Source organism: Rhizobium sp. L43, assembly GCF_002531725.1.
GTDB lineage: Bacteria > Pseudomonadota > Alphaproteobacteria > Rhizobiales > Rhizobiaceae > Rhizobium.
Genome location: NZ_NWSQ01000030.1, coordinates 1 through 24690, shown reverse-complemented (window position 1 = coordinate 24690; position 24690 = coordinate 1). Strand labels below are relative to the sequence as shown.

The following is a 24690-nucleotide window of genomic DNA, read 5'->3' as shown; positions in this document are numbered from 1 at the left end:
TGAGGCCGATCAGTTGTTATGGGCTGCACAGGCCTCGTCCATCGGCGTGGCGTTGCTGGTGCCGCCCTGGGTCTGGAGGTTGGCGGAATTGTTGACCGGATTGGGGCACTTGGTCTTGTCCATCTTCATCGTGCCGCCGGTGGTGGAGCCTGTCGTGGTGGTATCCGTCGCCATCGGCTTTTTGGCTTTCATGTCGCCGCTCGCGCCACCGCCCTGATCGGCCTGGTTCTTGTCGATCGTGGCGCCGGCAGGCGCCGGGTTGGACTGGGCGAAAGCCGAGGTGGCCATGCCGAGGGCAAAAAGCGAAGCTGCTACGAGTTTCATACGCATCTGATGTCCTCCTTGGGGATCTTTGCGTGCTTGACCCATCCACAACCTCGCCGGCAGAGCATTGTTCCGCTGCCGCCGACAAATGCGCTCTCGCGCTCGAAAGTGCGGCTTACTTCGCGTAGAGCGCGCGCGAGCGCTCGAGATGCTTGAGGAGCGCCATCTCGGAGCCGTCGACGTCGTTGGCTTCGAGGCGATCGACGATTTCGTCGTGTTCGGCGAGCGTGAACTTTTCCTTGCCGGTCCAGATCAGCATCTCGGTATGATATTCCTTCAGCCAGGCAAGCATGGCCTCGCTGACGGCGACGTAGATCGGATTGCCCGAGATCTGGGCGATGCGGGTGTGGAATTCCATATCCGCATCGATGAACTCTTCGGCCCGTCCGAGCGACATGCGCTGGCGCTCGATGATATCCCTGAGGTCGCCGATATCGTTTGCCGAGGCGCGCTGCGCAGCCTCGCGGGCCATGCCGCGCTCGAAGAAGATGCGGGCGCTCTTCAGATGCTCCAGCGAATCCGCCGATTGCGACAGCATGATCTTGGCGGTGAGATCGACCTGGCGGAAGATCGACTTTGCCGTCAGCCTCAAAACCTTCGCCCGCTCGCCGTGCGAAATGCTGACGAGACCCTTGTTGGCAAGCGACTGCATAGCCTCGCGGATCGCGGGCCGGCCGACGCCGAAACGTTCCATCAGCACCCGCTCGGAGGGCATTTCATCGCCGGGCTGAAGCTCGCCCGAGGTGATCATTCGCTCAAGTCGATCAAACACTTCGTCGGATAGTTTGCGGCGGACGATTTGTTCGAGGGGCTGGGTCATAACATCTCGCTGGCTCAAAATGTCTCCTCCTAACAGTTTTCCGGACCAAGGACAAAGCTTGCGGCCGAAAATTTGCGCGCCCGAAGATTCCGCTTTTCAATAGTTGGAATACTCATTATACCAGATCACAAGTTGACGCCATGACAATCTGCGTGGCGAGAGGAGCAACCGTCCGTTCATGATGATTACCCTGACCTACCGCATCGAAACGCCCGGCAGCGTCGAGGCGATGGCGGACAAGATCGCAAGCGACCAGTCGACCGGAACCTTCGTGCCGGTTCCCGGCGAAACCGAAGAGCTGAAGTCGCGCGTCGCCGCCCGCGTGCTGGCGATCCGCCGGCTCGAGGATGGACGCCATCCGACCTGGCCCGAGGCCGCTCCCGGCACGCGGCTTCACCGCGCCGATGTCGACATCGCCTTTCCGCTGGAGGCGATCGGCACCGACCTCTCGGCCTTGATGACCATCGCGATCGGCGGCGTCTATTCGATCAAGGGCATGACCGGCATCCGCATCGTCGACATGAAGCTGCCCGACGCCTTCAAGAGCGCCCATCCCGGGCCGCAGTTCGGCATATCAGGAAGCCGGCGGCTGACCGGCGTCGAAGGCCGGCCGATCATCGGAACGATCGTCAAGCCGGCGCTTGGGCTGAGGCCGCACGAGACGGCCGAGCTCGTCGGCGAGCTGATCGCATCGGGCGTCGACTTCATCAAGGACGACGAGAAGCTGATGAGCCCGCCCTATTCGCCGCTCAAGGAGCGTGTCGCAGCGATCATGCCGCGCATTCTCGATCACGAGCAGAAGGCCGGCAAGAAGGTGATGTATGCCTTCGGCATCTCGCATGCCGACCCGGACGAGATGATGCGCAACCACGACATCGTCGCGGCGGCCGGCGGCAACTGCGCCGTCGTCAACATCAACTCGATCGGCTTCGGCGGCATGAGCTTCCTGCGCAAGCGCTCCTGCCTGGTGCTGCACGCGCATCGCAACGGCTGGGACGTGCTGACGCGCGATCCGGGCGCCGGCATGGACTTCAAGGTCTACCAGCAATTCTGGCGGCTGCTCGGCGTCGACCAGTTCCAGATCAACGGCATCAAGGTGAAATATTGGGAGCCGGACGACAGCTTCGTCTCGTCCTTCAGGGCCGTGAGCGCGCCGCTGTTCGACGCCGCCGATCGCCCGCTTCCGGTCGCCGGCTCCGGCCAGTGGGGCGGGCAGGCGCCGGAGACCTATCGGCGCACCGGCCAGACCGTCGATCTCCTCTATCTCTGCGGCGGCGGCATCGTCAGCCATCCCGGCGGACCGGCGGCCGGCGTTCGGGCCGTGCAGCAGGCCTGGCAGGCTGCGGTCGCCGACATTCCGCTTGAGGTCTACGCCAGGGAGCACCCGGAATTGGCCGCCTCGATTGTAAAATTCAGCGACGGCAAGGGCGCGTGACCGATATGGACGGACGTCTCGTCAGCTATTACGGCGATGATTTTACCGGCTCGACCGACGTCATGGAGGCGCTCGCCGCGAGCGGTGTCGAGACCGTGCTCTTCCTCGACCTTCCCACGCCGGAATTCTTCGCCCGCTTCAAACAGTGCCGCGCGATCGGCCTGGCGGGAACGAGCCGCAGCGAAACGCCGGCGTGGATGGAGGAACACCTTGCGCCGGCCTTCGACTGGCTGCGTTCGCTCGGTGCTTCGATCTGCCATTACAAGGTCTGCTCGACCTTCGATTCCAGCCCGGGGATCGGCAATATCGGCAAGGCGATCGAAATCGGCCGCAGGCGTTTCGGGCAATCCATCGTGCCGGTTATCGTCGGCGCGCCGCAATTGAAGCGCTATACGGCCTTCGGCAATCTCTTCGCCGCCTATCAGGGCCGCATCTTCCGAATCGACCGCCACCCCGTCATGAGCCGCCATCCCGTCACGCCAATGGACGAGGCGGATCTTGCGCTCCACCTGTCGAAGCAGACCTCCCTTCCCGTCCGGCTCGCCGATCTCGTCGCAATCACCGCGTCGGACGCCGACCAACGGATCGACCAACTGACATCGAATAGCGAGGGGATATTGCTCCTCGATGTCGACTCCGAGGCAACGCAGGCGGCGGCCGGCCGGCAGCTGCTGCGGGTCACCGGCCGTTCGGGGGGTTTCGTCGCCGGCTCCTCAGGTGTCGAGTATGCCCTGCTCAGCGCCTGGCGGCAGGCCGGCCTGATCGGTGAGATCGGGGCCGAATTTCCCGATATCGGCCCGGTCGATCGCCTCGCCGTCGTCTCCGGCAGCGTCTCGCCGACGACCGAGCGGCAGATCCGCACGGCTGCCGAGAACGGTTTCGAGAGCATTGCGCTCGATCCGCTCGAACTGGTTTCCAATGGGGAAGCCGCCGTGGAGGCGGCCGTGCAGGCGGGTATCGGCAAGCTGAAAGAAGGCAGGAGCGTCATCCTCTATACGGCGCTCGGCCCATCCGCGGACCGTGGCGCCGATATCGACCGGCTGCCGGGCGCCCGTCACCGGCTCGGCAGTAGCCTCGGCACGATCCTGCGCCGTCTTATCGAAGCGGAAGGGCTGTCGCGCGCCGTTGTGGCCGGCGGCGACACGTCGAGCCATGCGCTCCGGCAATTGAAGATCGACGCGCTGACGACGCTTCTGCCGCTGCCCCAGACGCCGGGGTCGCCGCTATGCCTCGCCCATGGCGATTACCCGCCGACCAACGGCCTGCAGATCGCGCTGAAAGGCGGCCAGGTCGGAACGGACGGCTATTTCGCGCAGATCCGTGACGGAAGGAAGAACTGATGGTCGTCTGGGTAGGCACCAGCTTTAAGATGAACAAGACGGTGGAGGAAGCGCTGGCTTTCGCGCACCGCCTCGCAGCGACGGACGCGGAACGCGACACCCGCGTGCAGCGCTTCGTCATTCCGGCCTTTACCGCGGTGCGCGAGGTCAAGCGTCTGCTGGCCGAGACCTCGGTGAAGGTCGGCGCCCAGAACATGCACTGGGAGGACGCCGGCGCCTGGACCGGCGAGATTTCTCCTCTGATGCTGAAAGACTGCCAGCTCGACATCGTCGAGCTCGGCCATTCCGAGCGCCGCGAGCATTTCGGCGAGACCGACGAGACCGTCGGCCTCAAGGTTTCCGCCGCGATCCGCCATGGCTTGACGCCGCTGATCTGCATCGGCGAGACCTTGCAGGAGCGCCAGGATGGCCGGGCCGATGCTGTTTTGCGGCGCCAGGTCGAGGCCGCCTTGCGAGGCGTCGACACCGAGGCCGACAAGGCTCCGATCCTGCTTGCCTATGAGCCTGTCTGGGCGATTGGCGCCAAGGGCATACCGGCGACCGCCGACTACGCGTCGGAGCGGCACGGCAAGATCGCCGAGGTGGCGAAATCCATTCTTGGTCGTGCGGTGCCGGTTCTCTACGGCGGCAGCGTCAATCCGGAAAATTGCGAGGAACTGATCACCGAGGCGCATATCGACGGCCTGTTCATCGGCCGCTCCGCCTGGGGCGTCGACGGTTACCTCGACATTCTTCGCCGCGTCAGCGCGGCGATCGAAAGGTGATTTCCATGCCTGCGGGCGATGAAAGGAAACTGCTATGAAGATTGCAATTGGCGCCGACAGCGCCGGCAAACCGCTTCTCGATGTCATTGCCGCCCATCTCGCCGGCAAGGCGGATCTCGAAGTTCACGATCTCAGCCAGTCCGGCTTCTACGCCGATCTCTCCCAGCGCCTGGCGCAGACGATCGTCGACGGCGAACATCAGCGCGGCATCCTATTTTGCGGCACCGGCATCGGTGTGTGCATTTCCGCAAACAAGGTGCCTGGTATTCGCGCCGCCCTCACCCACGACACCTATTCGGCGGAACGCGCGGCGAAATCGAACAATGCCCAGATCATCACGATGGGCGCGCGCGTCATCGGCCCGGAACTGGCGAAATCGATCGTCGACGCCTGGCTTGCCTCCGAATTCGATCCCGACGGCCCCTCGGCCGGCAACGTGCAGGCGATCGACCGGCTCGATGCGGAAAAACAGGGGCACTGAACCAATAAGTGATGATATGGTGATTGACTCATCATACCAGTATATGATCCTATCCAGAACTGAACAGGTTGAGGAAAACATGACCAAGATTGCTCTCTTCGGCGCCGGCGGCAAAATGGGATACCGGCTTGCCAAAAATCTCAAAGGCTCGCGCTTCCAAGTGCGCCATGTCGAGGTGAGCGACGCCGGCAAGGCGCGCCTGAAGAACGATCTCGGCCTCGATTGCACGCCGGTCGATGCCGCCCTCGACGGCGCCGACGTGGTCATCCTCGCCGTGCCGGATACGGCGATCGGCAAGGTCGCGGCCGGTATCGTCGACAAGCTCGCACCCGGCACCATGGTGGTGGCGCTCGATGCCGCGGCACCCTTTGCCGGCCACCTACCGAAGCGTGACGACCTCACCTATTTCGTCACCCACCCCTGCCACCCGCCGATCTTTAACGATGAGACGGATATGCAGGCCAAGAAGGACCATTTCGGCGGCCTGTTCGCCAAGCAGCATATCGTCTCGGCACTGATGCAGGGGCCTGACAGCGGCTACGCGCTCGGCGAGGAAATCGCCAAAATCATCTGGGCCCCGGTCATGCGCTCGCACCGGGTCACGGTCGACCAGCTCGCTATGCTCGAACCGGGCTTGTCGGAAACCGTCTGCGCATCGCTGCTCGTCGTCATGCGGCAGGCCATGGACGAATGCGTGGCTCGCGGCGTGCCGGAACAGGCCGCCCGCGACTTCCTGCTCGGCCATATGAACGTGCTCGGCGCGGTCATCTTCAAGGAAGTCGACGGCGTGTTCTCGGATGCCTGCAACAAGGCGATCGAGTTCGGCATCCCGGCGCTGATGCGCGACGACTGGAAAAAAGTATTCGAACCGCAGGAGATCGCCGAAAGCATCCGGCGCATCACCTGAACCGGCTTGGGGAGGCAAGCCCTCCCCCTCAACTGCCCCGGGGAGACGGGGTCTAGCCGCCCCAGGGAGACGGGGCTTCATTCACAACAGGGAGGAAAATATGAAACTGACGCGCAGACTGACACTTGCAGCTTTTGCCGGCGCACTGGCGCTCGGAACGGCTCTTCCGGCCTTTTCGGCCGATCTCATCGCGATCATCACACCGGCGCATGACAATCCCTTCTTCAAGGCCGAAGCCGTCGGCGCCGAAGCCAAGGCGAAAGAGCTTGGCTACGAAACGCTGCTCATGACGCATGACGACGACGCCAACAAGCAGTCCGAAATGATCGATACGGCAATCGGACGCGGCGCCAAGGCGATCATACTCGACAATGCCGGAGCCGACGCCTCCGTCGCGGCCGTCAAGAAGGCAAAGGATGCAGGCATTCCCTCCTTCCTGATCGACCGCGAAATCAACGCCACCGGCGTTGCCGTCGCCCAGATCGTCTCGAACAACTATCAGGGCGCTCAGCTCGGCGCGCAGGAATTCGTCAAGCTGATGGGCGAGAAGGGCAATTACGTCGAGCTTGTCGGCAAAGAGTCCGACACCAATGCCGGCATCCGCTCGCAAGGCTATCATGATGTCATCGACGACTATCCGGAGCTGAAGTCGGTCGCCAAGCAGTCGGCCAACTGGAGCCAGACGGAAGCCTATTCGAAGATGGAAACCATCCTCCAGGCAAATCCCGACATCAAGGGTGTCATTTCAGGCAATGACACCATGGCCATGGGCGCCATCGCAGCGCTGCAGGCGGCCGGCCGCAAGGACGTGATCGTCGTCGGCTTCGACGGTTCCAACGACGTGCGCGACTCCATCAAGTCGGGCGGCATCAAGGCAACGGTCCTGCAGCCCGCCTATGCGCAGGCTCAGTTGGCGGTGGAACAGGCAGACGCCTACATCAAGAACAAGACGACGCCAAAGGAAGAGAAGCAGTTGATGGATTGCGTTCTCATCAATGCCGACAATGCCGGCAAGCTCGAAACCTTCGCCCTGACAAACTGATCACCCGCGAATTGCGGAGGGCGCAGCGCTGCGCCCTCCGCAATGCATTTTGCAAGACGTCGAGGTTTAAAGCATGTTGAGAATGAAGGGCGCCCTGCTCGCTGCCGTCGTGGCGGCCGCCTTGCCCGGTTGCAAGATCATCAAGACGCCGACGGCTGAGGAAAAGGCGGCGGCAGCGGCCAAGACTGCCTTCGATCCGAATGCAAAGGTCGGGGCGATCTGGCAGTCCGAGGCAGTGCCCTATTTCGAAAAGCGCGCCGGCGACCTCAAGGACGTCATGCAACTGGCCACCTCCAGCCCCGACGCCGCAGGCGAGAAATACGGCAATCCCCGCAAGCAGAGCAGCTCGCCATGGACCTATGCGGTGAAGATCACCGGCAAGGTTGTCGCGGCCGATACGGCCTCGCGCGCGGCAACACTCGATGTCGACGCCGATGGCGACGGCAAGGCCGACGCCAAGGTGCAGATCGGGCCGGCGCTGCGCGGCACGGCGCTGCGCGACACGTTGGAGTTCGTCAATTTCAACGAATTCAAGAACCAGATCGAGTGGGCACAGTTCGGCAAGGCCTTCAACGAAAAGGCCAATACGGCCTTTCTGTCAGCCGTCCCGCGTGAGGGCCTCGCCGGCAAGCCGGTGACCGCAGTCGGCGCCTTTCCGCTGCCGAAGAGCGGCGAGCTGCCGCTCATAACGCCTTCGGAACTGAAGGTCGGCCCATGACCACAGGAGAGCCACAGAAGGACGACATCATCCTGCGCCTCGACGACGTGTCGAAGGTCTATTCTGGCATCGTCGCCGTCAAGCGCGCCAATCTCGAGCTTCGCCGCGGTGCAGTGAACGTCCTTGTCGGCGAAAACGGTGCAGGCAAGTCGACGCTGATGAAGATCATCGCCGGTGTCGAGCGTCCGACGCTCGGCCGCATCATCCTCGATGGCAAGCCGGTATCCTTCGACAGCCCTGCCGATGCGCAGGCGCACGGCATCGGCATGATCTTCCAGGAGCTCAATCTCTTCGCCAACATGTCGGTCGCCGAGAATATCTTCGCCAGGCGTGAGATAACCCGCGGCATCCTCGGCATCGATCACAAGGCGCAGGTCGAGAAGGCCAATGATTTTCTGCGGCGGCTCGATGCCGGGATCGAAGCGGACGCGATGGTCGAGGATCTGCCGATCGGCCAGCAGCAGCTCGTCGAAATCGCCAAGGCGATGTCGCTCGATGCCCGCATCCTGATCATGGACGAGCCGACATCGGCGCTTTCGGCCGCCGAAGTCGACATCCTGTTCAAGGTGATCGGCGAGCTGAAAGCCCAGGGGGTCGCGATTGTCTATATCTCGCACCGGCTGGAAGAGCTGATGCGGATCGGCGACACCATCACCGTGCTGCGCGACGGCCAGGTCACAGGCCAGGCGATGGTGCGCGACATCGATACGCGCTGGATCGTGCGCTCGATGATCGGTTCGGACGCCAAGGATTTTGCCAAATCCGTCACCCATGCCATCGGCGAGGAGGTCTTCCGCGCCGAAAACATCAGCCTTCCGAGACCAACGGGCGGGCTTGCGGTCAACGATGTCTCCCTCTCGGTCAGGGCAGGCGAGATCCTCGGCATTTACGGCCTCATGGGCGCCGGGCGCAGCGAATTCTTCGAATGCGTGATCGGCCGCCATACGCACTCGACCGGCAGGGTCTTCATCGACGGCAAGGAAGTGCGCGCCCGAGACACCCCGCGGCGCATCCGCCGCGGCCTTGCCCTCATTCCGGAGGATCGGCAGCGGGAAGGCCTGGTTCAGGCACTTTCCATCGCCTCCAACCTGACGCTGGCAAGCCTTTCCCGTTTCACCCGGCTCTTCCATATCGACAGCGGCGCCGAAAAAAACGCCATTCGCGAGGCGATCCGCGATCTGTCGATCAAGGCTGCGAATCCGGATTTCGAGGTCACCTCGATGTCCGGCGGCAATCAGCAGAAAGTGGTTATCGGTAAGGCGCTGATGACCAATCCGAAAGTGCTGCTGATGGACGAACCGAGCCGCGGCATCGATGTCGGCGCCAAGGCCGACGTCTTCCGCACCATGCGCCGATTGGCGGCAAACGGGCTCGCAATATTATTTTCGACCTCCGACCTCGAGGAGGTCATGGCGCTTTCCGATCGCATCGCGGTCTTGAGCAACGGCCAGCTCGTCGCCGTCTTCGACCGGAACGAGGCGACGGAAGAAGCGATCATCGCGGCTTCGGCTAGGGGACACGGACATCAAGGGAAACTCGCGTCATGATGGCGGCTACATCTACCACTCTTGCGCCGAAAGGCGCCAACGGCTCGGTGCTTCTGACGCTGATGAAGCTCAGGACCTTCATCGCGCTTTTCGCCGTCATCATCTTCTTTGCGATCTTCGCGCCGAATTTTACCTCGACGGCGAACATGATCCTGATGTCGAAGCATGTGGCGCTGAACGCTTTCCTGGCGATGGGCATGACCTTCGTCATCATCACCGGCGGCATCGACCTCTCGGTCGGCTCGATCGTCGGGCTCTGCGGCATGGTCGCCGGCGGGTTGATCCTTTACGGCATCGAGCTGCCGATCGGCTATACCATCTATTTCAACCTCTTCGAGATCGTGCTGATCACGCTGTCAATCGGCCTTATCATCGGCCTGATCAACGGCCTCTTGATTACCAAGCTCAACGTCGCGCCCTTCATCGCCACGCTCGGCACGCTCTATGTCGCCCGCGGCCTGGCTTTGCTGTCGTCTGATGGTCAGACCTTTCCGAACCTCGTCGGCCGGCCGGAATATGCCACGACCGGCTTCGATTTCTTCGGCGCCGGACGCATCCTTGGCCTGCCGGTGTCGATCTGGATCCTGATCGTGCTGGCGCTCGCGGCCGCCTATGTCGCCCGCTCGACGCCGATCGGCCGGCATATCTTTGCCGTCGGCGGCAATGAGCGGGCAGCGCGCATGTCGGGCATCCGCGTCGATGTCGTGAAGATCTTCGTCTACATGTTCTCTGGACTTTGCGCGGCGATCGTCGGCGTCGTCATCTCCTCTGAACTGATGGCCGCCCATCCGGCGACCGGCGAAAGCTTCGAACTGAATGCGATTGCCGCAGCCGTACTCGGCGGTACTTCGATGTCGGGCGGCCGCGGCACGATCGGCGGCACGATCATCGGCGCCTTCGTCATCGGTATCCTCTCCGACGGGCTTGTCATGATGGGCGTCTCCTCCTTCTGGCAGATGGTCATCAAGGGCCTCGTCATCATCATTGCCGTGGTCGTCGACCAGGCGCAACGCCGCCTGCAGCAGCGCGTGACCCTCATGCAGATGGCAAAGGCAGGTTGACATGACCGAATTGAAAGGTGCCCTGATCGGCTGCGGCTTCTTTGCGATCAACCAGATGCACGCCTGGAACGATGTTGACGGCGCAAGGATCGTTGCGATCTGCGATCGCGATCCGGAGCGGCTGAAGGTGGTCGGCGACCAGTTCGGCATCGAGCGCCGCTACAGCGATGCCGAGGCGATGTTTGCCGATGGCGGCTTCGATTTCGTCGATATCGCCACCACAGTTCAGAGCCACCGCGCCTTGGTGGAAATGGCCGCCCGCAACAGGGTGCCGGCCATCTGTCAGAAACCCTTCGCCAAGACGCTGTCGGATGCAAAGGCGATGGTCGAGGCCTGCCGCAAGGCGGGCGTCGCCCTGATGGTGCACGAGAATTTTCGCTGGCAGACGCCGATCCAGGCGGTCCGCAAGGCGCTCGATGCCGGCGCGATAGGCACGCCGTTCTGGGGCCGCTTCTCCTTCCGCTCGGGCTACGACGTCTTTTCCGGCCAGCCCTATCTCGCCGAGGGCGAACGCTTCATCATCGAAGATCTCGGCATTCATACGCTCGATGTCGCCCGCTACATCCTTGGCGACGTCGGCTCGCTCACGGCCCGCATCAGGCGGGTCAATCCCAAGATCAAGGGCGAGGATGTCGCGACCATCCTGCTCGATCATCAAAGCGGCGCCACATCGGTCGTCGACGTCAGCTACGCCACCAAGCTCTCGAAAGAGCCGTTCCCCGAGACGCTGATCGAGCTCGACGGCGCCGAGGGCACGATCCGCCTGACCCAGGGCTACCGCCTTGAGATCGCCAACGACAAGGGCACCACCACAATGGATGTCTCTCCGACCCTGCTGTCCTGGGCCTCGCGGCCCTGGCACAACATCCAGGAGAGCGTCTATGCGATCCAGCAGCATTGGGTCGATCAAATCAAGCGCGGCGCTGTACATTCGACCTCGGGGGCCGACAATCTGAAGACCTTCGCCCTGGTCGAGGCCGCCTATGACAGTGCTGCCAGGGGACAGACGATCGACGTCGGAGCGATGCTGCGATGACCGCCGATGTCTTCCTGCTTTACGGCACCCGCGCCCAGGAAAGGCCGCCGGTTCGTCTGACGGCCGGAAAGCTGACCGCCGATCTCGCCGACGGCAATCTCCGCTCCATCCACTACGACGGCATCGAGGTGCTGCGGGCGATTTCCTACCTCGTTCGCGATCGGGACTGGGGCACTTACAGCCCTGAAATTGCGGATCTCAGGATCGAGCAGGGCGATGACCGTTTCGACGTCGCTTACCTCGCGCGTTGTGCGGGACCCGGCGAGACCAAGCTCGTCATCGACGTCCGCATCAAGGGAGTTCAGGACCGGCTCGACTTCGAAGCCGAAGCCGTCACCGTGACCGGCTTCGAGACCAATCGCTGCGGCTTCTGCATCCTGCATCCGATCGTCGGCGTCGCCGGTTCACCGGCAACGGTCGAACATGTCGACGGCCGGATCGTGGCGACACGCTTTCCCGATGTCATCGAGCCCTGGCAGCCGTTCAAGGATATGCGCGCCATTTCCCATGAGGTCGTGCCTGATGTTACGGCGGAATGCCGGATGGAGGGCGACACTTTTGAGATGGAAGATCAAAGGAACTGGTCTGATGCCTCCTACAAGACCTATGTCAGGCCGCTCGCCCTTCCCTGGCCCTACCGGATCTCTGCCAGCCAACCTGTCCGGCAAAAGACGTCGCTTGTTATCAGAGACACCAGGCATTCCGCACGGCGCTCGGCGCCTGTGGCGTCGGGCGGCGCGATAAAACTCGAGCTTGGAGAGCGGACCGGCACCATGCCCGATATCGGCATGATCGTGACGCCCGAGGAGGCCGATGCGACGCTCTCGGCAAAGTCCGTCCTCTCGGAGATCGCGCCTCGGGAACTTCTCTTTCATTTCGATCCGGATGCCGGGCACGATGCCGAAGCGCTGAAGAATTTTGCCGCAATCGCCGCCGTCCATCGCGGCCGCTCGACGCTGGAGATCGCGCTTGCCTGCAAGTCGTCGCCGGCAAGCGAGGCGGCCGAGATTGCCCGGCAGATGCAGCTTGCGGCATTCAAGCCGGATGCAATCCTGATTTCGCCTTCCGTCGACCGGCAATCGACGCCGCCCGGCAGCCAATGGCCGGACTGCCCTCCCCTCGAGGAAGTCTATGCCGCAGCCCGCGCCGCCTTCCCCGGCATGCGCATCGGCGGCGGCATGCTCAGCTATTTCACCGAGCTCAACCGCAAGCGCGTGCCGGCTGGCGAGATCGACTTCGTCAGCCATTGCACCAATCCGATCGTGCATGCGGCCGACGATCTCAGCGTCATGCAGACATTGGAGGCGCTGCCCTTCATCACCCGCTCCGTTCGCGCCATTTACGGCGACAAGCCCTACCGCATCGGCCCGTCAACGATCCCGATGCGGCAGAACCCCTATGGCAGCCGCACGATGGACAATTCCTCGGGTGCACGCATTCCCATGGCCAATCGCGATCCGCGCCACAATGGCCGCTTCGCCGGGGCCTTTGCGCTCGGCTACGCCATCCGCGTGCTGGATGCCGGGCTCGAATGCCTGACGCTGTCGGCTTTGACAGGTCCGTTCGGTCTGATCGCCGGCCCTGACGAGCCGACCGAGCAAGGCGGGCGGCGGCCGCTGTTCAACACCGCGCGGATCTTGTCCACCCTGGCGGGCGCATCCTGGCAGGAATGCATCTCTTCCTCGCCTTCCGAGATTCTGTCCTTCGTTGCGCGGGATGCCGCAGGCGCCAAGCTCCACATCGTCAATCTGACAAGCGGGGAACGAAGCGTCGATTACCGCGCATCGGGGAAGGAATTGCTGCTCGCACCATTCGCCACCGCGGCCTTGCCGCTGCCGGATTGACCTTCGACACGCCAGCCGCATCTATGCAGTCGGAGTTCGTTCTGGGAGGATCGGCGTGAAGACGAAGAAGCTTATCAATGCAGGTGCAGATGCCGTTGACGAGATGCTGCTGGGCATTCTCGCGGCGCATCCCGAGCACCTCTATGCGGTGGACGATATGCCGCGCGCAATCATCGCCCGAAACGGGCCGCGCAAGGGTAAGGTCGGGCTGGTGATCGGCGGCGGCTCCGGCCACGAGCCGACCTTTCTCGGCTATGTCGGCAAGGGGCTCGCCGATGCCGCCGCGATCGGCAATGTCTTCGCCTCGCCGCCGCCCGATCCGATCATCGCCTGCGCGATGGCGGTCGATGGCGGCGCCGGCGTGCTGTTCATGTATGGAAACTACGCCGGCGACGTGATGAATTTCGACATGGCGGCCGAAATGCTGGCGCTCGACGAGATCGAGGTGCGCACCGTGCTGACCACCGACGACGTGGCGTCCGCTCCGGCCGACCAGAGGGAGAAGCGGCGCGGCGTGGCGGGCAATGTCTTCATCTTCAAGGCGGCCGGTGCGGCCTGCGATCTTCACTACTCCTTCGACGAGGTCGAGCGCGCCGCTCGCCATGCCAATGCGCGAACCTATACGATGGGTGTCGCGCTCTCGCCCTGTTCGCTGCCGCAGACCCTGAAACCGAACTTCCTGATCGGCGACGGCGAGATGGAGATCGGCATGGGCATTCATGGCGAGCCCGGCATGGCCAGCGAGCCGCTGAAGCCGGCCGACGCGGTGACCGACGAGCTGATGGACAGGATTCTACGGGAGATGAAGGCAGGCCGCGGCGATCGCGTCGCCGTGCTCGTCAACTCGCTTGGCTCGACGCCGATGATGGAGCTCTACATCATGATGCGGCGGGTCAAGGCGCGGCTCGACGAGGCCGGGCTCGTCATCCATACCTCGCTCGTCGGCAACTACTGCACCTCGCTCGAAATGGCGGGCGCCTCGGTCACGCTCATGCATCTCGACGCCGAGCTGCAGCGGCTGATCGACCATCCCTGCGACTGCGCCATGTTCAGGAGGTGATCGATGGTGATCACGACCGAAGATCTGCAGCGCCTGTTTGCCCTGATCGCCGGGGATATCGCGGTGCAGCGCGACCATCTTTGCGAACTCGACGGCGCCATCGGCGACGGCGATCACGGCCTTGCCATGGATGCGGGCTGTGAGGCGGCGGCAAAGGCGGTCGCCGCGCTCGACCCGGCGCAAGCCGCGCCGACAGCCGCCTTCAATGCGGCGGCAAAAGCATTCCTCAATGCGGTCGGCGCATCCTCCGGCCCGCTCTATGCCACGGCCCTCATGCGCGCCGGAGCCGCCGTCAAGGACAGGCCCGAACTCAGCGAAGACGACTTCGTCCGCGCTTTCGCCGCGATGGCGCAGGGCATTCAGGAGCGCGGCAAGGCCGAGCCCGGCGAAAAGACCATGGTCGACGCCTGGCGTCCTGCAGCCGATGCGGCGCTCCATGCCTGGGCGGAGGGAATGGCCCTTCCCCAATGCTTCGACAGGGCGCAGCGGGCAGCGCGCGACGGCTGCGAAGCGACCAGGGATATGGTCGCCGCCAAGGGGCGGGCGTCGCGGCTGGGAGAGCGGGTGATCGGGCACATCGATCCGGGCGCCGCATCGGCTGCTATCATCATCGCTGCAATTACCAAATTCGTCCAGCATGATGGTTAGCTCATCATACCAGTTGACATGTGAATGACTATCTGCGAGAAGGAGCCCGGCTTTACAAGAGGACGGTAATGCTGACCCTTTCCGCGAAATTGAAGACAGCGAGCATCGTTGCGATCGCCATGGCGTCTTTCGCCGCGACGCCGGTTCTTGCCGAGGACATCACGCTCTGGACCCTCAACTTCGACAACAATGCCGCCAATACGGCCCTGAAGAAGGTGGCGACAGACTTCGAAGCGGCAAATCCCGGAACCCATGTCGAGATCGTTCAGCGTGCCGTCGATGAGCACAAGACCGCGCTGCGCGTCGCGGCCGGCTCCGACAAGGGGCCTGACACTTATTTCAGCTGGGCGGGCCTCGGCCTCGGCGGCGAATATGTGAAGGCCGGCCTGTCGCTGCCGCTCGACAAGTATTACACCGAATATAAGTGGAACGACGAATTGCTGCCCTCGGCTGCGGCTTTCGCCGACCTCTATCCCGGCGGCAAGCATGGCGTTCCCTTCACCTTCAAGGGCGAGGCCGTCTATTACAACAAGAAGCTTTTCGAGCAGGCCGGCATCAAGGACGAGCCGAAGACCTACGAGGAACTCCTTGCCGCGGCCGACAAGCTGAAGGCCGCCGGTATTCCCGCCTTCACCTTCGGCGGCACGGTCAACTGGCACGTCATGCGCCTGATGGACGTCATCCTCGAAACCAAGTGCGGCGCCGAAAAGCATGATGCATTGAAGGCGATGACGCTCGACTGGACCAAGGAACCCTGCGCGACGGACGCCTTCGCCGAATTTGCCAAGTGGACGAAGGACTACACGCTGCAGCCCTTCATGGGCATCGACAACAAACAGTCCTACAGCCTGTTCACCGCCGGCCGCGCGGCGATGATGCTCGAAGGCGACTGGCTGGTCAGCCAGCTCAACGGCTCCGGCGCCAATCTCGACGATTACGGCATCTTCCCCTTCCCCACCAATACCGAGCGTCTCTATGGCTTCGCCGAGTACAATTACATCAGCACCAAGAGCAAGAATCCTGACATAGCCGCGAAATTTCTCGACTATTTCCTGTCGACGAAGGTGCAGCAGGATTTGCTCGGCCAGCTGAGCTCGACCTCTGTCAACAAGAACGTGCAATATGCCAACCAGAAGCCGCTCGAAGCCGAATGGCTGGGGATCTTCCAGAAATACGGCAAGGTCTACATGAACGGCGACCAGGCCTTCCCGCTCGATGTCACGACGGAATATTTCCGAGTCATCAACGACGTTGCCTCCGGCAACACCGAGCCGGCCGAGGCGGCCAAGCAGCTGCAGAGCTTCATCGCCGGCAGAAGCTGATTCCTCCCAAGCGCCAGTCGACCGATCCCGGTATCGATCGGCTGGCACATTCTTTCATGAGCTGGCGGCTGTTTTGCCGTCAGGAGGAAAGCATGTCACTTCGACAATCGACACATGATCCGCGTATGCAAGCGCTCATCCTGCTCGTGCCGGCGCTGGCGATCTATGCGGTCTTCGCGCTCTACCCGATGCTCAATGTCTTGATCCTGAGCTTCCAGAAGTGGAACGGGCTGGATGCCAACCGGCAGTTCGTCGGGATTGCCAATTATTCGGCGATCTTCACCAAAGATCCGGTCTTCTGGGTGGCTTTCCGCAACACGGTGATCTGGACCTTGATGAGCCTGATCTTCCCGCCGATGGTCGGACTGCTGCTGGCGCTCAGCCTCAACCAGAAGATCTTCGGCCGCAATAGTCTGCGGGCCATCTTCTATCTGCCCGTCATCATCGCGCCGATCGCCGTCGCCACCATGTGGAAGTGGATGTACGATCCCTTCTTCGGCCTGTTCGCCCAGCTCTTGACCTCCTGGGGCATGCAGGGCTGGATCAAGGACTGGTTGGGCAACAAGGATATCGCGCTTTATTCCGTCTTCGTCGCCTATCTCTGGCAGACGGTCGGCTTCTCGATGGTCCTGTTCCTGGCCGGTCTGCAGAGTGTTTCCCAGACGTTGGTCGAGGCCGCGCGCATCGATGGCGCCGGCCGCTGGGCGGTGTTCAAGCATGTGACGCTGCCGGCCTTGCGCCCGACCATCACCATCGTTCTCGTCCTGTCCATCATCTCGTCGCTGAAGGCTTTCGACATCGTCTATGGCCTGACCGGCGGCGGTCCGGCGCAGTCCACCCAGATGCTGGCGCTCTGGGCCTTCACCCAGGCCATGCAGATCTTCGATTTCGGGCGGGGCGCGGCGATCTCGGTCGTCTTGCTGCTGATCACCATGGCCGTCGTCATCCCCTATCTCCGATGGACCCAGAAGCACGAGGAGGTCGAATCGTGACAGCAGTGCCGACCGACACCGCCGCCGTGCATCTCGAGGTTCAACCGTCGTCGATGAAGCGCGACCCCATCCTGATCGGCCTCTGGATCACGCTTGTCATCGTCGCCCTCGTCTGGGTCGCGCCCTTCGTCTTCATCGTCTTCACCTCGCTGAAGACGCCGGCGGCGGTGACGAGCACCGGCGCTTTCATGCCGCCGGCCGAGCTTGCCTATGACAATTACAGCGCTGCCTGGAGCCGCGGCAATTTCGCCAATTCCTTCTTGAACAGCGTCATCATCACCGTCATCAAGGTGCCGCTCGGCCTGTTCCTGTCGGCCATGGCCGCCTATGCGCTTGCCAAGATCAAGCTGAGAATCAGCAAGGCGCTGCTGCTGCTCGTCGTCTTCGGCACGATGATCCCCTTTCAGGTGATGCTGGCGCCGCTCTTCACGCTGGTCAATTCCTTCGGCCTGATCGATACCTATCCCGGCGTTATCCTGCCCTATATCGCCTTCGGCGTTCCCTATCAGGTCTTCATCCTGCACGGCTTCTTCAAGGGCATTCCGAAGGAACTGTCGGAAGCCGCGCTGATCGACGGCGCCACCCACTTCACCATCTTCCGGCGGATATTCCTGCCGGTGTGCCTGCCCGTGCTCGCCGCGCTGCTCATCCTCGATTTCGTCTCCACCTGGAACGAATTCGCCATGGCGCTGGTGCTGCTGCAGGACCAGCACATGTGGACGCTGCCGCTCGGGCTGATGTCGTTCCAGGGACAGTTTTCCAGCAATTACGGCCAGCTCAACGCCGCGATCGTCATGACCGTGCTGCCGGCGACGATCGTCTATCTCATGTTCCAGCGCTACTTCGTCTCCGGCCTGACCTCCGGCGCCGTCAAGGGCTGATCGCGAAATCATTCTACGAGGAGAGACAGAATGTCCGATGCAACAGTCGAAAAATGGGGTGTGTTCGAGGCCGCCTTCGAAGGGCCTGCCGGCGGCAATCCCTATCTCGACGTGGCATTCGATGCCGTCTTCACCCAGAAGAGCCGTGAAATCCGCGTGCCGGGCTTCTACGACGGCAACGGCACCTACCGCATCCGTTTCATGCCCGACAGCGAGGGCGAGTGGTCGTTCCGGACGCGCTCCAAGACTGCGGCCCTCGACGGCAGGACGGGCGTTTTGACCGCAACCGCACCTTCGGCCGGCAATCACGGCCCGGTGCGGGTGCGCAACAAATTCCACTTCGCCTATGCCGACGGCACGCCGTTCCTTTCCTTCGGGACGACCTGCTACGCCTGGACGCATCAGCCGCTCGAGATGCAGAAGCAGACGCTGGAGACGCTGGAGAAGGCGCGCTTCAACAAGATGCGCATGGGCGTGTTTCCGAAGGACTATCCCTATAATGTCAACGAGCCGCTGCACGCCTGCTTCGAACGCGGGGCGGACGGCAGGCAAGATTTCGACCGGCCCAACCCTGCCGCCTTCCAGCACTTCGAAAAGCAGGTGGCCGCACTCTGCGCTCTCGGCATCGAAGCCGATATCATCATCTTCCACCCCTATGACCGCTGGGGTTATGCCGACATGTCGGCCGCGCAGGATTTCCGCTATGTCGAATATCTCGCTGCGCGTCTTGCCGCCCACCGGAACGTCTGGTGGTCGCTCGCCAATGAATATGATTTCCTCATCGACACCAAGCCGATGGAGCAGTGGGACCGCTATTTCCACATCCTGGAGGAAAACGACCCCTACCAGCATTTGCGCTCCATCCACAACGGCGATGTGACCGCGAATTTCGATCATCGCAAGCCGTGGGTGACGCACACCTGCATCCAGAACCCCGACGTCAAGCGGACCCAGGAATGGCGCGATGCCTATGGCAAGCCCGTCGTCAACGACGAGCCGGAATATGAGGGCGACATCCTGCAGTCATGGGGCAACCTCCATCCGCGCGAACTGGTGCACCGTTTCTGGATCACCATGGCGCGCGGCGGTTATGCCGGCCATGGGGAAACCTATTCCCATCCCGAGGATCTGATCTGGTGGGCCAAGGGCGGAGAGCTGCGCGGCGAGGCCTGGAAGCGCATCGGCTTCCTCCGCGACCTGCTGGAGGCCGACGTCAAGCATGGCCTCGAACCGCTTGGCATCATCGGCGAATGGCCGTGGTCGCGCGTCTCCGGCGCGCGTGACGGCGACGGCGATTTCCGCCTGATCTATTTCGGCGAACATCAGCCGGTGATCTGGTCGACCGGCCTGCCGGTCGATGGCGACGATTACGATGTCGATATCATCGACACCTGGGAGATGACGATCACGCCGGCCGAGAAGGTGGAAGCGCCCATTCCGCATCCGACCCGTCATGGCTCGGTGGTGCGCGGCGGCAAGCCGGACGCGGCCTTCGGCGTCAAGATCCCGCGCAAGCCGCATCAGGCGCTGCGCGTCCGCAGGAAACGCTGAAGGAGAAATTCATGTCCGGCTTGAGCATCAGAAACGTCAAGAAATCCTTCGGCCCCGTCGATATCATCCACGGCGTCGACGTCGAGATCGCCGATGGCGAATTCACCATTCTCGTCGGCCCCTCCGGCTGCGGAAAGTCGACCTTGCTGCGGATGATCGCCGGGCTCGAAGATATCACCGCCGGACAGATCAGCATCGACGGCCGGGTGGTGAACAATCTGCAGCCGAAGGATCGCGACATCGCGATGGTCTTCCAGAACTACGCGCTGTATCCGCAGATGACCGTTTCTCAGAATATGGGATTTGCGCTGGAGCTTGCCGGCGCCAAGCGGCCTGAGATCGACAGGAAGGTGGGCGAGGCCGCGGCCATTCTCGGCCTGCAGCCGCTGCTCGATCGCAAGCCGGCTCAGCTTTCCGGCGGTCAGCGCCAGCGCGTCGCCATGGGCCGCGCCATCGTTCGCGATCCGAAGGTCTTTCTCTTCGACGAGCCGCTCTCCAACCTGGATGCGAAACTGCGGGTGAAGATGCGCGCCGAGATCAAGGCTCTGCACCAGCGGCTGAAGACCACCATCGTCTATGTCACCCATGACCAGATCGAAGCCATGACCATGGCCGACAAGATCGTCGTGCTGCATGGCGGCCGGGTCGAGCAGATCGGCAGCCCGCTCGAGCTTTACGACAGGCCGCGCAATATCTTCGTCGCCGGTTTCCTCGGCTCGCCCGCGATGAATTTTCTCGAAGGGACCATTCAGGATGCCGGCGATCCGTCGTTGTCGCTGCCGGGCGGTTCGCGCGTCAAGCTTTCGCGGGCGCCTGTTAACTCCGCCAACCGGCCGCTGCTGCTCGGCATCCGTCCCGAAGACATCGCCTTCGGCGGCGAGAACGGCGTCGATGCGGTGGTCAAGGTGGTCGAACCCACAGGATCGGAAACCCATGTCGCCGTGGAACTCGAGGGCCGGGAACTGACCTGGGTCGTGCGCGAGCGTGTCGAACTGGTTCCGGACCAGCAGGTGAAGCTGTCTTTCGAAACATCGAAGGTCCACTTTTTCGATCAGCAGACGCAGCAGCGTCTGAACGCCTGAAGGCACTCCAGGTCGGACCCGCCCATTCGGAATGGATGGTGTCCGGCCGGTTCGGCGATGCCTCATCCTGGCCGGCGAGATGGCGACTCGTATTCTCCGAATCTCGCCGATAGGTTGCTGGTTGACCAAGGGGTAGCCAAGACATGCATATTCGAAAAGCCGTCTCCTCCGATGCCGAGGAATTGAGCGCTCTCCTGAACGAGATCATCCGAGCCGGCGGATCGACCGCTCTCGAGACCCCGCTTTCGGCCGCCGAATTCGCCGATTGGTTCATCGATGGCGAGTTTCCGCTCGTCTGCCATGTTGCCGAGCACGACCAGTCGCTGGTCGGCTTTCAATCGCTGAGCCTATATGGCGATCCGCCAAAAGGCGTCGCCGACATTGCGACCTTTGCCCGTATGAAGCCGAAGACCGCAGGCGTCGGCAGCGCGCTTTTTCCCGCGACAAGGGCGGCGGCAAAAGAGCTCGGCCTCGAATTCATCAATGCGACCATCCGCGCCGACAATGTCAGCGGACTTGGCTATTACGCGAAGATGGGCTTCGAGACCTATGACAGGCTGCTCCAGGTTCCACTTGAGGATGGGACGCCGGTCGACCGGATCAAGAAACGTTTCAGCGTCGGCGCCCGGCATCACACGACACCCGACGCCTGAGGCGCCAACGACATTATAGGAAGATGTCGACGCGGCAGGCCGGTGCGGCCTGCTCGCAGGTCAGTGATATCAGGTGACGGGTTCGAACTTTGTGGCCCCGGAGTAAGCGTATGACGCAACAACGTAGTTTTCTGCAAGAGAAGCAAAATAGCGTTTAACTTCCGTCACGAATGCCCGGCTGTTTGAGCCTGCTGTCGACGCGATCGATGGTGATCAGGTATCGATGGATCGATCTGCAGCACGCAAAGGCCAAGAAACGGACAGATCAAGCCAAAAGCCATATCCGGAGGTTCGTCATGCCGACTGCGATGTTTACCGCCGGGGAACTTGCATTGATCCGCCGCGCTTACGCCCATCAGGTGGTGGCAACCGCGGCAACGACGAGCCCGCGGATCGAGGCTGCCTTTGCCGTCGTTCCTCGCGAAAAATTCCTCGGCCCGCCGCCATGGCAGATCGCCAATCTGGGTGGCGGCTATCGCACCCTGTTCTCCTCCGATCTGGTTCTGGCCTATCAGGATGCTCTGTTCGCCCTGCAGCCCGACAAGGGCGTCAACAATGGCAGTCCGTCGCTGCATGCTCGCCTTCTGGCGGAACTGGACGTTCAGATCGGTGGTCGCATTGCTCATATCGGCGCCGGCACCGGTTATTATAGCGCCATTCTCGCGGAGTTGGTCGGCGCCACAGGTCATGTCTATACCGTCGAGATGGATCCCGATCTGGCCGGCCACGCGCAAGCAGCCCTTGCCGATCGGGCCAATGTCAGCGTCATCACCGCCGACGGCAATCAATGGCCGCAACAGGAGGTGGATGCGATCTACGTGAATTTCGCCGTCGCGCGTCCGGCGGCGCCCTGGATCGAAAGGCTGCGACCCGGAGGTCGCCTGGTCTTGCCACTCGGCGTACCGCGCCAGGGCCGACCATCGAATGGCGGTCGTCATGCGTCCCATGGCGCCGCACTTCGTATCGAGCGCGGCGCGACCGGATTTGCGGCGCGCTGGATCGGCAATGCTTATTTCGTCTGCGCCAATGGTGGGTTGACGATCGACGAGAACGAGGGGAAGAAGCTGACCGCCGCGTTCAAACGCGGCGGCATCGAGTTCATCAAAAGCCTGCTCTGGAAGACGGAGCCGCGGATCGGACGCTACTGGTATATCGGCGACCAATGGGCGCTCTGCTATGACGATGCCTGAATATTCATCCCGCCATGGGCTGACGACGGCGCCGATCGGCGATGCGGGCAATTATTGGGCCGCCGGCTGTCCGGTCATTTGATGTGATGGCCTGGTCGACAGGAATGGAGAAACTGGGCGGCGCCTGTTCCGCGATGACGATGGATCGCCAAAAATAATGAAAGCCCGGCGCGGGAGGGGAGCGCCGGGCTTCGAGAGTGACCGACAGCCTGGGAGGAGGAGGGCTGTCCGTCGGACCCGAAGCGGCTCGGAGGGGTTAAGCGCTTCGGACCGCCATGAGGTAGTGCCGCACTGCGGCAAATTCAAGCTTGGCGGTCGGGCCGCATGGCGATGACGCTGGAGGAAAGGCGAGTTGGGCGCAGCCTCTGACTATTGCGCATGGCCGGATTCGGCGAGGCGTTGTCCGCGGACAACCTGCGCCAGGCGGTCGCTCATTCCCAAAACAGGCAGGCCACTCTTAGCTACGGTCGACCTCCACCCGCCTCGTCCTTCGAGGCCCCTGCGGGGCGCTTCAGGATGAGGCTCTCTGGGGCGCCGGCGCGATATTCTCCGACGCCCAGAATTGAGATGCAGAATACTGACCCCTATTGAGGGGGGCGGCGTTTCCCAAGGCTCCTCATCCTGAGGTGTGTAGGCCGAAGGCTGGAACCTCGAGGGCATGCTTCAGCGCTGCCCTACTTTCATCAATTGCCGATGCGCCCGCTGCGTCCTCGGGGGGCGCCTTGCTGGGCACTCACCCTCTTGGAGGTTGGGCGAGGGGGCTTCGGTCGGTTGTCCGCGGACAATCGGATGATCAACCTCGCGCACCCGCCTCGTCCTTCGAGGCCCCTCGCGGGGCGCCTCAGGATGAGGCTCTCTTGGGCGCTGGTCCAGGCTTCTGTGGTCGTGCCATAATCTGCAGCTGTGCGCCGAGGCGCAGCTTCCTGATGCTCCTACCGAGGAGCGATTTTCTCCAGTGCTCCTTGTTGAGGGCGGCATCCGCCAGCGCTCCTCATCCTGAGGTGTGTAGGCCGAAGGCCGGAGCCTCGAAGGAGGCGTTCCAGCGCTGCTCCTTGCATTTATCAAACGCCGGCGCGCCCGCCTCGTCCTTCGAGGCCCCTGCGGGGCACCTCGGGATGAGGCTCTCTTGGGCGGTGGTCCCGGCTTCCATGGTCGAGCCATAATCTGCAGCGCTACGCGTCGAGGCGCAGCTTCCTGGCGCTCCTATAGGGACGGCCTTCTCCGTGATTCCTTATTGAAGGCGGCATTCTCCAACGTCCCTCATCCTGAGGTGCGTAGGCCGAAAGGCAGGAGCCTCGAAGGACGCGCTCCAACGCTGCTCCTTGCATTCATCGACCTGGGGCGCACCCGCCTCGTCCTTCGAGGCCCCTGCGGGGCACCTCAGGATGAGGCTCTCTTGGGCGGTGGTCCCGGCTTCTATGGTCGAGCCATAATCTGCAGCGCTACGCTTCGAGGCGCAGATTCCTGACCTTCGATCAAAGGGCGGTCTTCTCCAATGCTTCCTATTGAAGGCGGCATCCTCCAACGCCCCTCATCCTGAGGTGTGTAGGCCGAAGGCCGGAGCCTCGAAGGACACGCTCCAGCGCTGCTCCTTGCATTCATTCGGCGTGGGCGCACCCGCCTCGTCCTTCGAGGCCCCTGCGGGGCACCTCAGGATGAGGCTCTCTTGGAGGCTGGTCCCGGCTTCTATGGTCGAGCCATAATCTGCAGCGCTACGCTTCGAGGCGCAGATTCCTGACCTTCGATCAAGGGGCGGTCTTCCCCAATGCTTCCTATTGAGGGCGGCATTCTCCAACGCACCTCATCCTGAGGTGTGTAGGCCGAAGGCCGGAGCCTCGAAGGACGCGCTCCAGCGCTGCTCCTTGCATTCATCGACGTGGGGCGCACCCGCCTCGTCCTTCGAGGCCCCTGCGGGGCGCCTCAGAGTATGTGAAGCTTTCGAATCTAATGCGTTTCAGGCCGTTGGTTGGCCGATGCCATCGCGCGTCAGAC

At 62.6% G+C, this 24690-nt stretch carries 22 protein-coding genes; 20 read left to right on the top strand and 2 right to left on the bottom strand.

Translation table 11 applies throughout. The annotated features are described in order from the left end of the window. Window positions 1–9: 9 nt before the first annotated feature. Window positions 10–330, bottom strand: coding sequence for a hypothetical protein (locus tag CO667_RS28455; protein ID WP_097621583.1), 321 nt, complete (start codon window positions 328–330; stop codon window positions 10–12). Between the two features lie 109 nt (window positions 331–439). After that, window positions 440–1144 carry a transcriptional regulator NanR gene (locus CO667_RS28450; RefSeq protein WP_097621582.1) on the bottom strand — a complete coding sequence of 235 codons (705 nt, stop codon included), beginning with the start codon at window positions 1142–1144 and terminating at the stop codon, window positions 440–442. Window positions 1145–1322: 178 nt separating this feature from the next. On the opposite strand from CO667_RS28450, the gene oiaX reads away from it, so the two are divergent. The 20 genes from oiaX (at window position 1323) to CO667_RS28350 (ending at window position 22698) form a co-directional block, all read left to right on the top strand. Further along, window positions 1323–2579, top strand: coding sequence for a 3-oxo-isoapionate-4-phosphate decarboxylase OiaX (oiaX, locus tag CO667_RS28445; RefSeq protein WP_097621581.1), 1257 nt, complete (start codon window positions 1323–1325; stop codon window positions 2577–2579). A 5-nt stretch (window positions 2580–2584) separates the two neighbouring features. Next, window positions 2585–3919, top strand: coding sequence for a four-carbon acid sugar kinase family protein (locus CO667_RS28440; protein WP_097621628.1), 1335 nt, complete (start codon window positions 2585–2587; stop codon window positions 3917–3919). Beyond that, window positions 3919–4683, top strand: a complete 765-nt coding sequence (locus tag CO667_RS28435; RefSeq protein WP_097621580.1) for a triose-phosphate isomerase — start codon at window positions 3919–3921, stop codon at window positions 4681–4683. Before CO667_RS28440 ends, CO667_RS28435 begins: the two co-directional genes overlap by 1 nt. Window positions 4684–4717: 34 nt before the next feature. After that, the gene (locus CO667_RS28430) at window positions 4718–5164 is read left to right on the top strand and encodes an RpiB/LacA/LacB family sugar-phosphate isomerase (protein ID WP_097621579.1); all 447 of its coding nucleotides are present in this window, start codon (window positions 4718–4720) and stop codon (window positions 5162–5164) included. A gap of 79 nt (window positions 5165–5243) precedes the next feature. Further along, window positions 5244–6071: a phosphogluconate dehydrogenase C-terminal domain-containing protein gene (locus CO667_RS28425; protein ID WP_097621578.1), complete on the top strand. Its 828-nt coding sequence runs from the start codon at window positions 5244–5246 to the stop codon at window positions 6069–6071. Window positions 6072–6171: 100 nt separating this feature from the next. Continuing rightward, window positions 6172–7113 carry a D-ribose ABC transporter substrate-binding protein gene (locus CO667_RS28420; protein WP_097621577.1) on the top strand — a complete coding sequence of 314 codons (942 nt, stop codon included), beginning with the start codon at window positions 6172–6174 and terminating at the stop codon, window positions 7111–7113. A 73-nt stretch (window positions 7114–7186) separates the two neighbouring features. Further along, on the top strand, window positions 7187–7831 hold the full coding sequence (locus tag CO667_RS28415) for a DUF2291 domain-containing protein (protein ID WP_097621576.1): 645 nt from the start codon (window positions 7187–7189) through the stop codon (window positions 7829–7831). Continuing rightward, complete coding sequence (locus CO667_RS28410; protein ID WP_097621575.1) at window positions 7828–9378, top strand: sugar ABC transporter ATP-binding protein; 1551 nt, start codon at window positions 7828–7830, stop codon at window positions 9376–9378. Before CO667_RS28415 ends, CO667_RS28410 begins: the two co-directional genes overlap by 4 nt. Continuing rightward, a complete protein-coding gene (locus tag CO667_RS28405; protein ID WP_097621574.1) occupies window positions 9375–10439 on the top strand; it encodes an ABC transporter permease in 1065 nt (354 codons plus the stop codon). The genes CO667_RS28410 and CO667_RS28405 overlap by 4 nt, the downstream gene beginning before the upstream one ends. 1 nt (window position 10440) lies before the next feature. After that, window positions 10441–11475: a Gfo/Idh/MocA family oxidoreductase gene (locus tag CO667_RS28400; protein ID WP_097621573.1), complete on the top strand. Its 1035-nt coding sequence runs from the start codon at window positions 10441–10443 to the stop codon at window positions 11473–11475. Next, window positions 11472–13319 carry a hypothetical protein gene (locus tag CO667_RS28395; protein ID WP_097621572.1) on the top strand — a complete coding sequence of 616 codons (1848 nt, stop codon included), beginning with the start codon at window positions 11472–11474 and terminating at the stop codon, window positions 13317–13319. Before CO667_RS28400 ends, CO667_RS28395 begins: the two co-directional genes overlap by 4 nt. A 55-nt stretch (window positions 13320–13374) precedes the next feature. Further along, a complete protein-coding gene (locus CO667_RS28390; protein ID WP_097621571.1) occupies window positions 13375–14379 on the top strand; it encodes a dihydroxyacetone kinase subunit DhaK in 1005 nt (334 codons plus the stop codon). A gap of 3 nt (window positions 14380–14382) precedes the next feature. Further along, entirely contained in the window at window positions 14383–15027 is a 645-nt protein-coding gene (gene dhaL / locus CO667_RS28385) for a dihydroxyacetone kinase subunit DhaL (protein ID WP_097621570.1), read from the top strand. Between the two features lie 68 nt (window positions 15028–15095). Next, window positions 15096–16349 carry an extracellular solute-binding protein gene (locus CO667_RS28380; RefSeq protein ID WP_097621569.1) on the top strand — a complete coding sequence of 418 codons (1254 nt, stop codon included), beginning with the start codon at window positions 15096–15098 and terminating at the stop codon, window positions 16347–16349. A gap of 92 nt (window positions 16350–16441) precedes the next feature. Then, window positions 16442–17341 (top strand): sugar ABC transporter permease, encoded by a 900-nt coding sequence (locus CO667_RS28375; RefSeq protein ID WP_097621568.1) that lies wholly within the window; start codon window positions 16442–16444, stop codon window positions 17339–17341. Continuing rightward, window positions 17338–18222 (top strand): carbohydrate ABC transporter permease, encoded by an 885-nt coding sequence (locus tag CO667_RS28370; RefSeq protein ID WP_179874234.1) that lies wholly within the window; start codon window positions 17338–17340, stop codon window positions 18220–18222. Before CO667_RS28375 ends, CO667_RS28370 begins: the two co-directional genes overlap by 4 nt. A gap of 30 nt (window positions 18223–18252) precedes the next feature. Then, window positions 18253–19773: a DUF5060 domain-containing protein gene (locus tag CO667_RS28365; protein WP_097621567.1), complete on the top strand. Its 1521-nt coding sequence runs from the start codon at window positions 18253–18255 to the stop codon at window positions 19771–19773. An 11-nt stretch (window positions 19774–19784) separates the two neighbouring features. Beyond that, on the top strand, window positions 19785–20855 hold the full coding sequence (ugpC, locus tag CO667_RS28360) for a sn-glycerol-3-phosphate ABC transporter ATP-binding protein UgpC (protein WP_097621566.1): 1071 nt from the start codon (window positions 19785–19787) through the stop codon (window positions 20853–20855). A gap of 143 nt (window positions 20856–20998) precedes the next feature. Beyond that, window positions 20999–21508 (top strand): GNAT family N-acetyltransferase, encoded by a 510-nt coding sequence (locus tag CO667_RS28355; protein ID WP_097621565.1) that lies wholly within the window; start codon window positions 20999–21001, stop codon window positions 21506–21508. Between the two features lie 296 nt (window positions 21509–21804). After that, complete coding sequence (locus tag CO667_RS28350; RefSeq protein WP_097621626.1) at window positions 21805–22698, top strand: methyltransferase domain-containing protein; 894 nt, start codon at window positions 21805–21807, stop codon at window positions 22696–22698. Window positions 22699–24690 lie beyond the last annotated feature (1992 nt).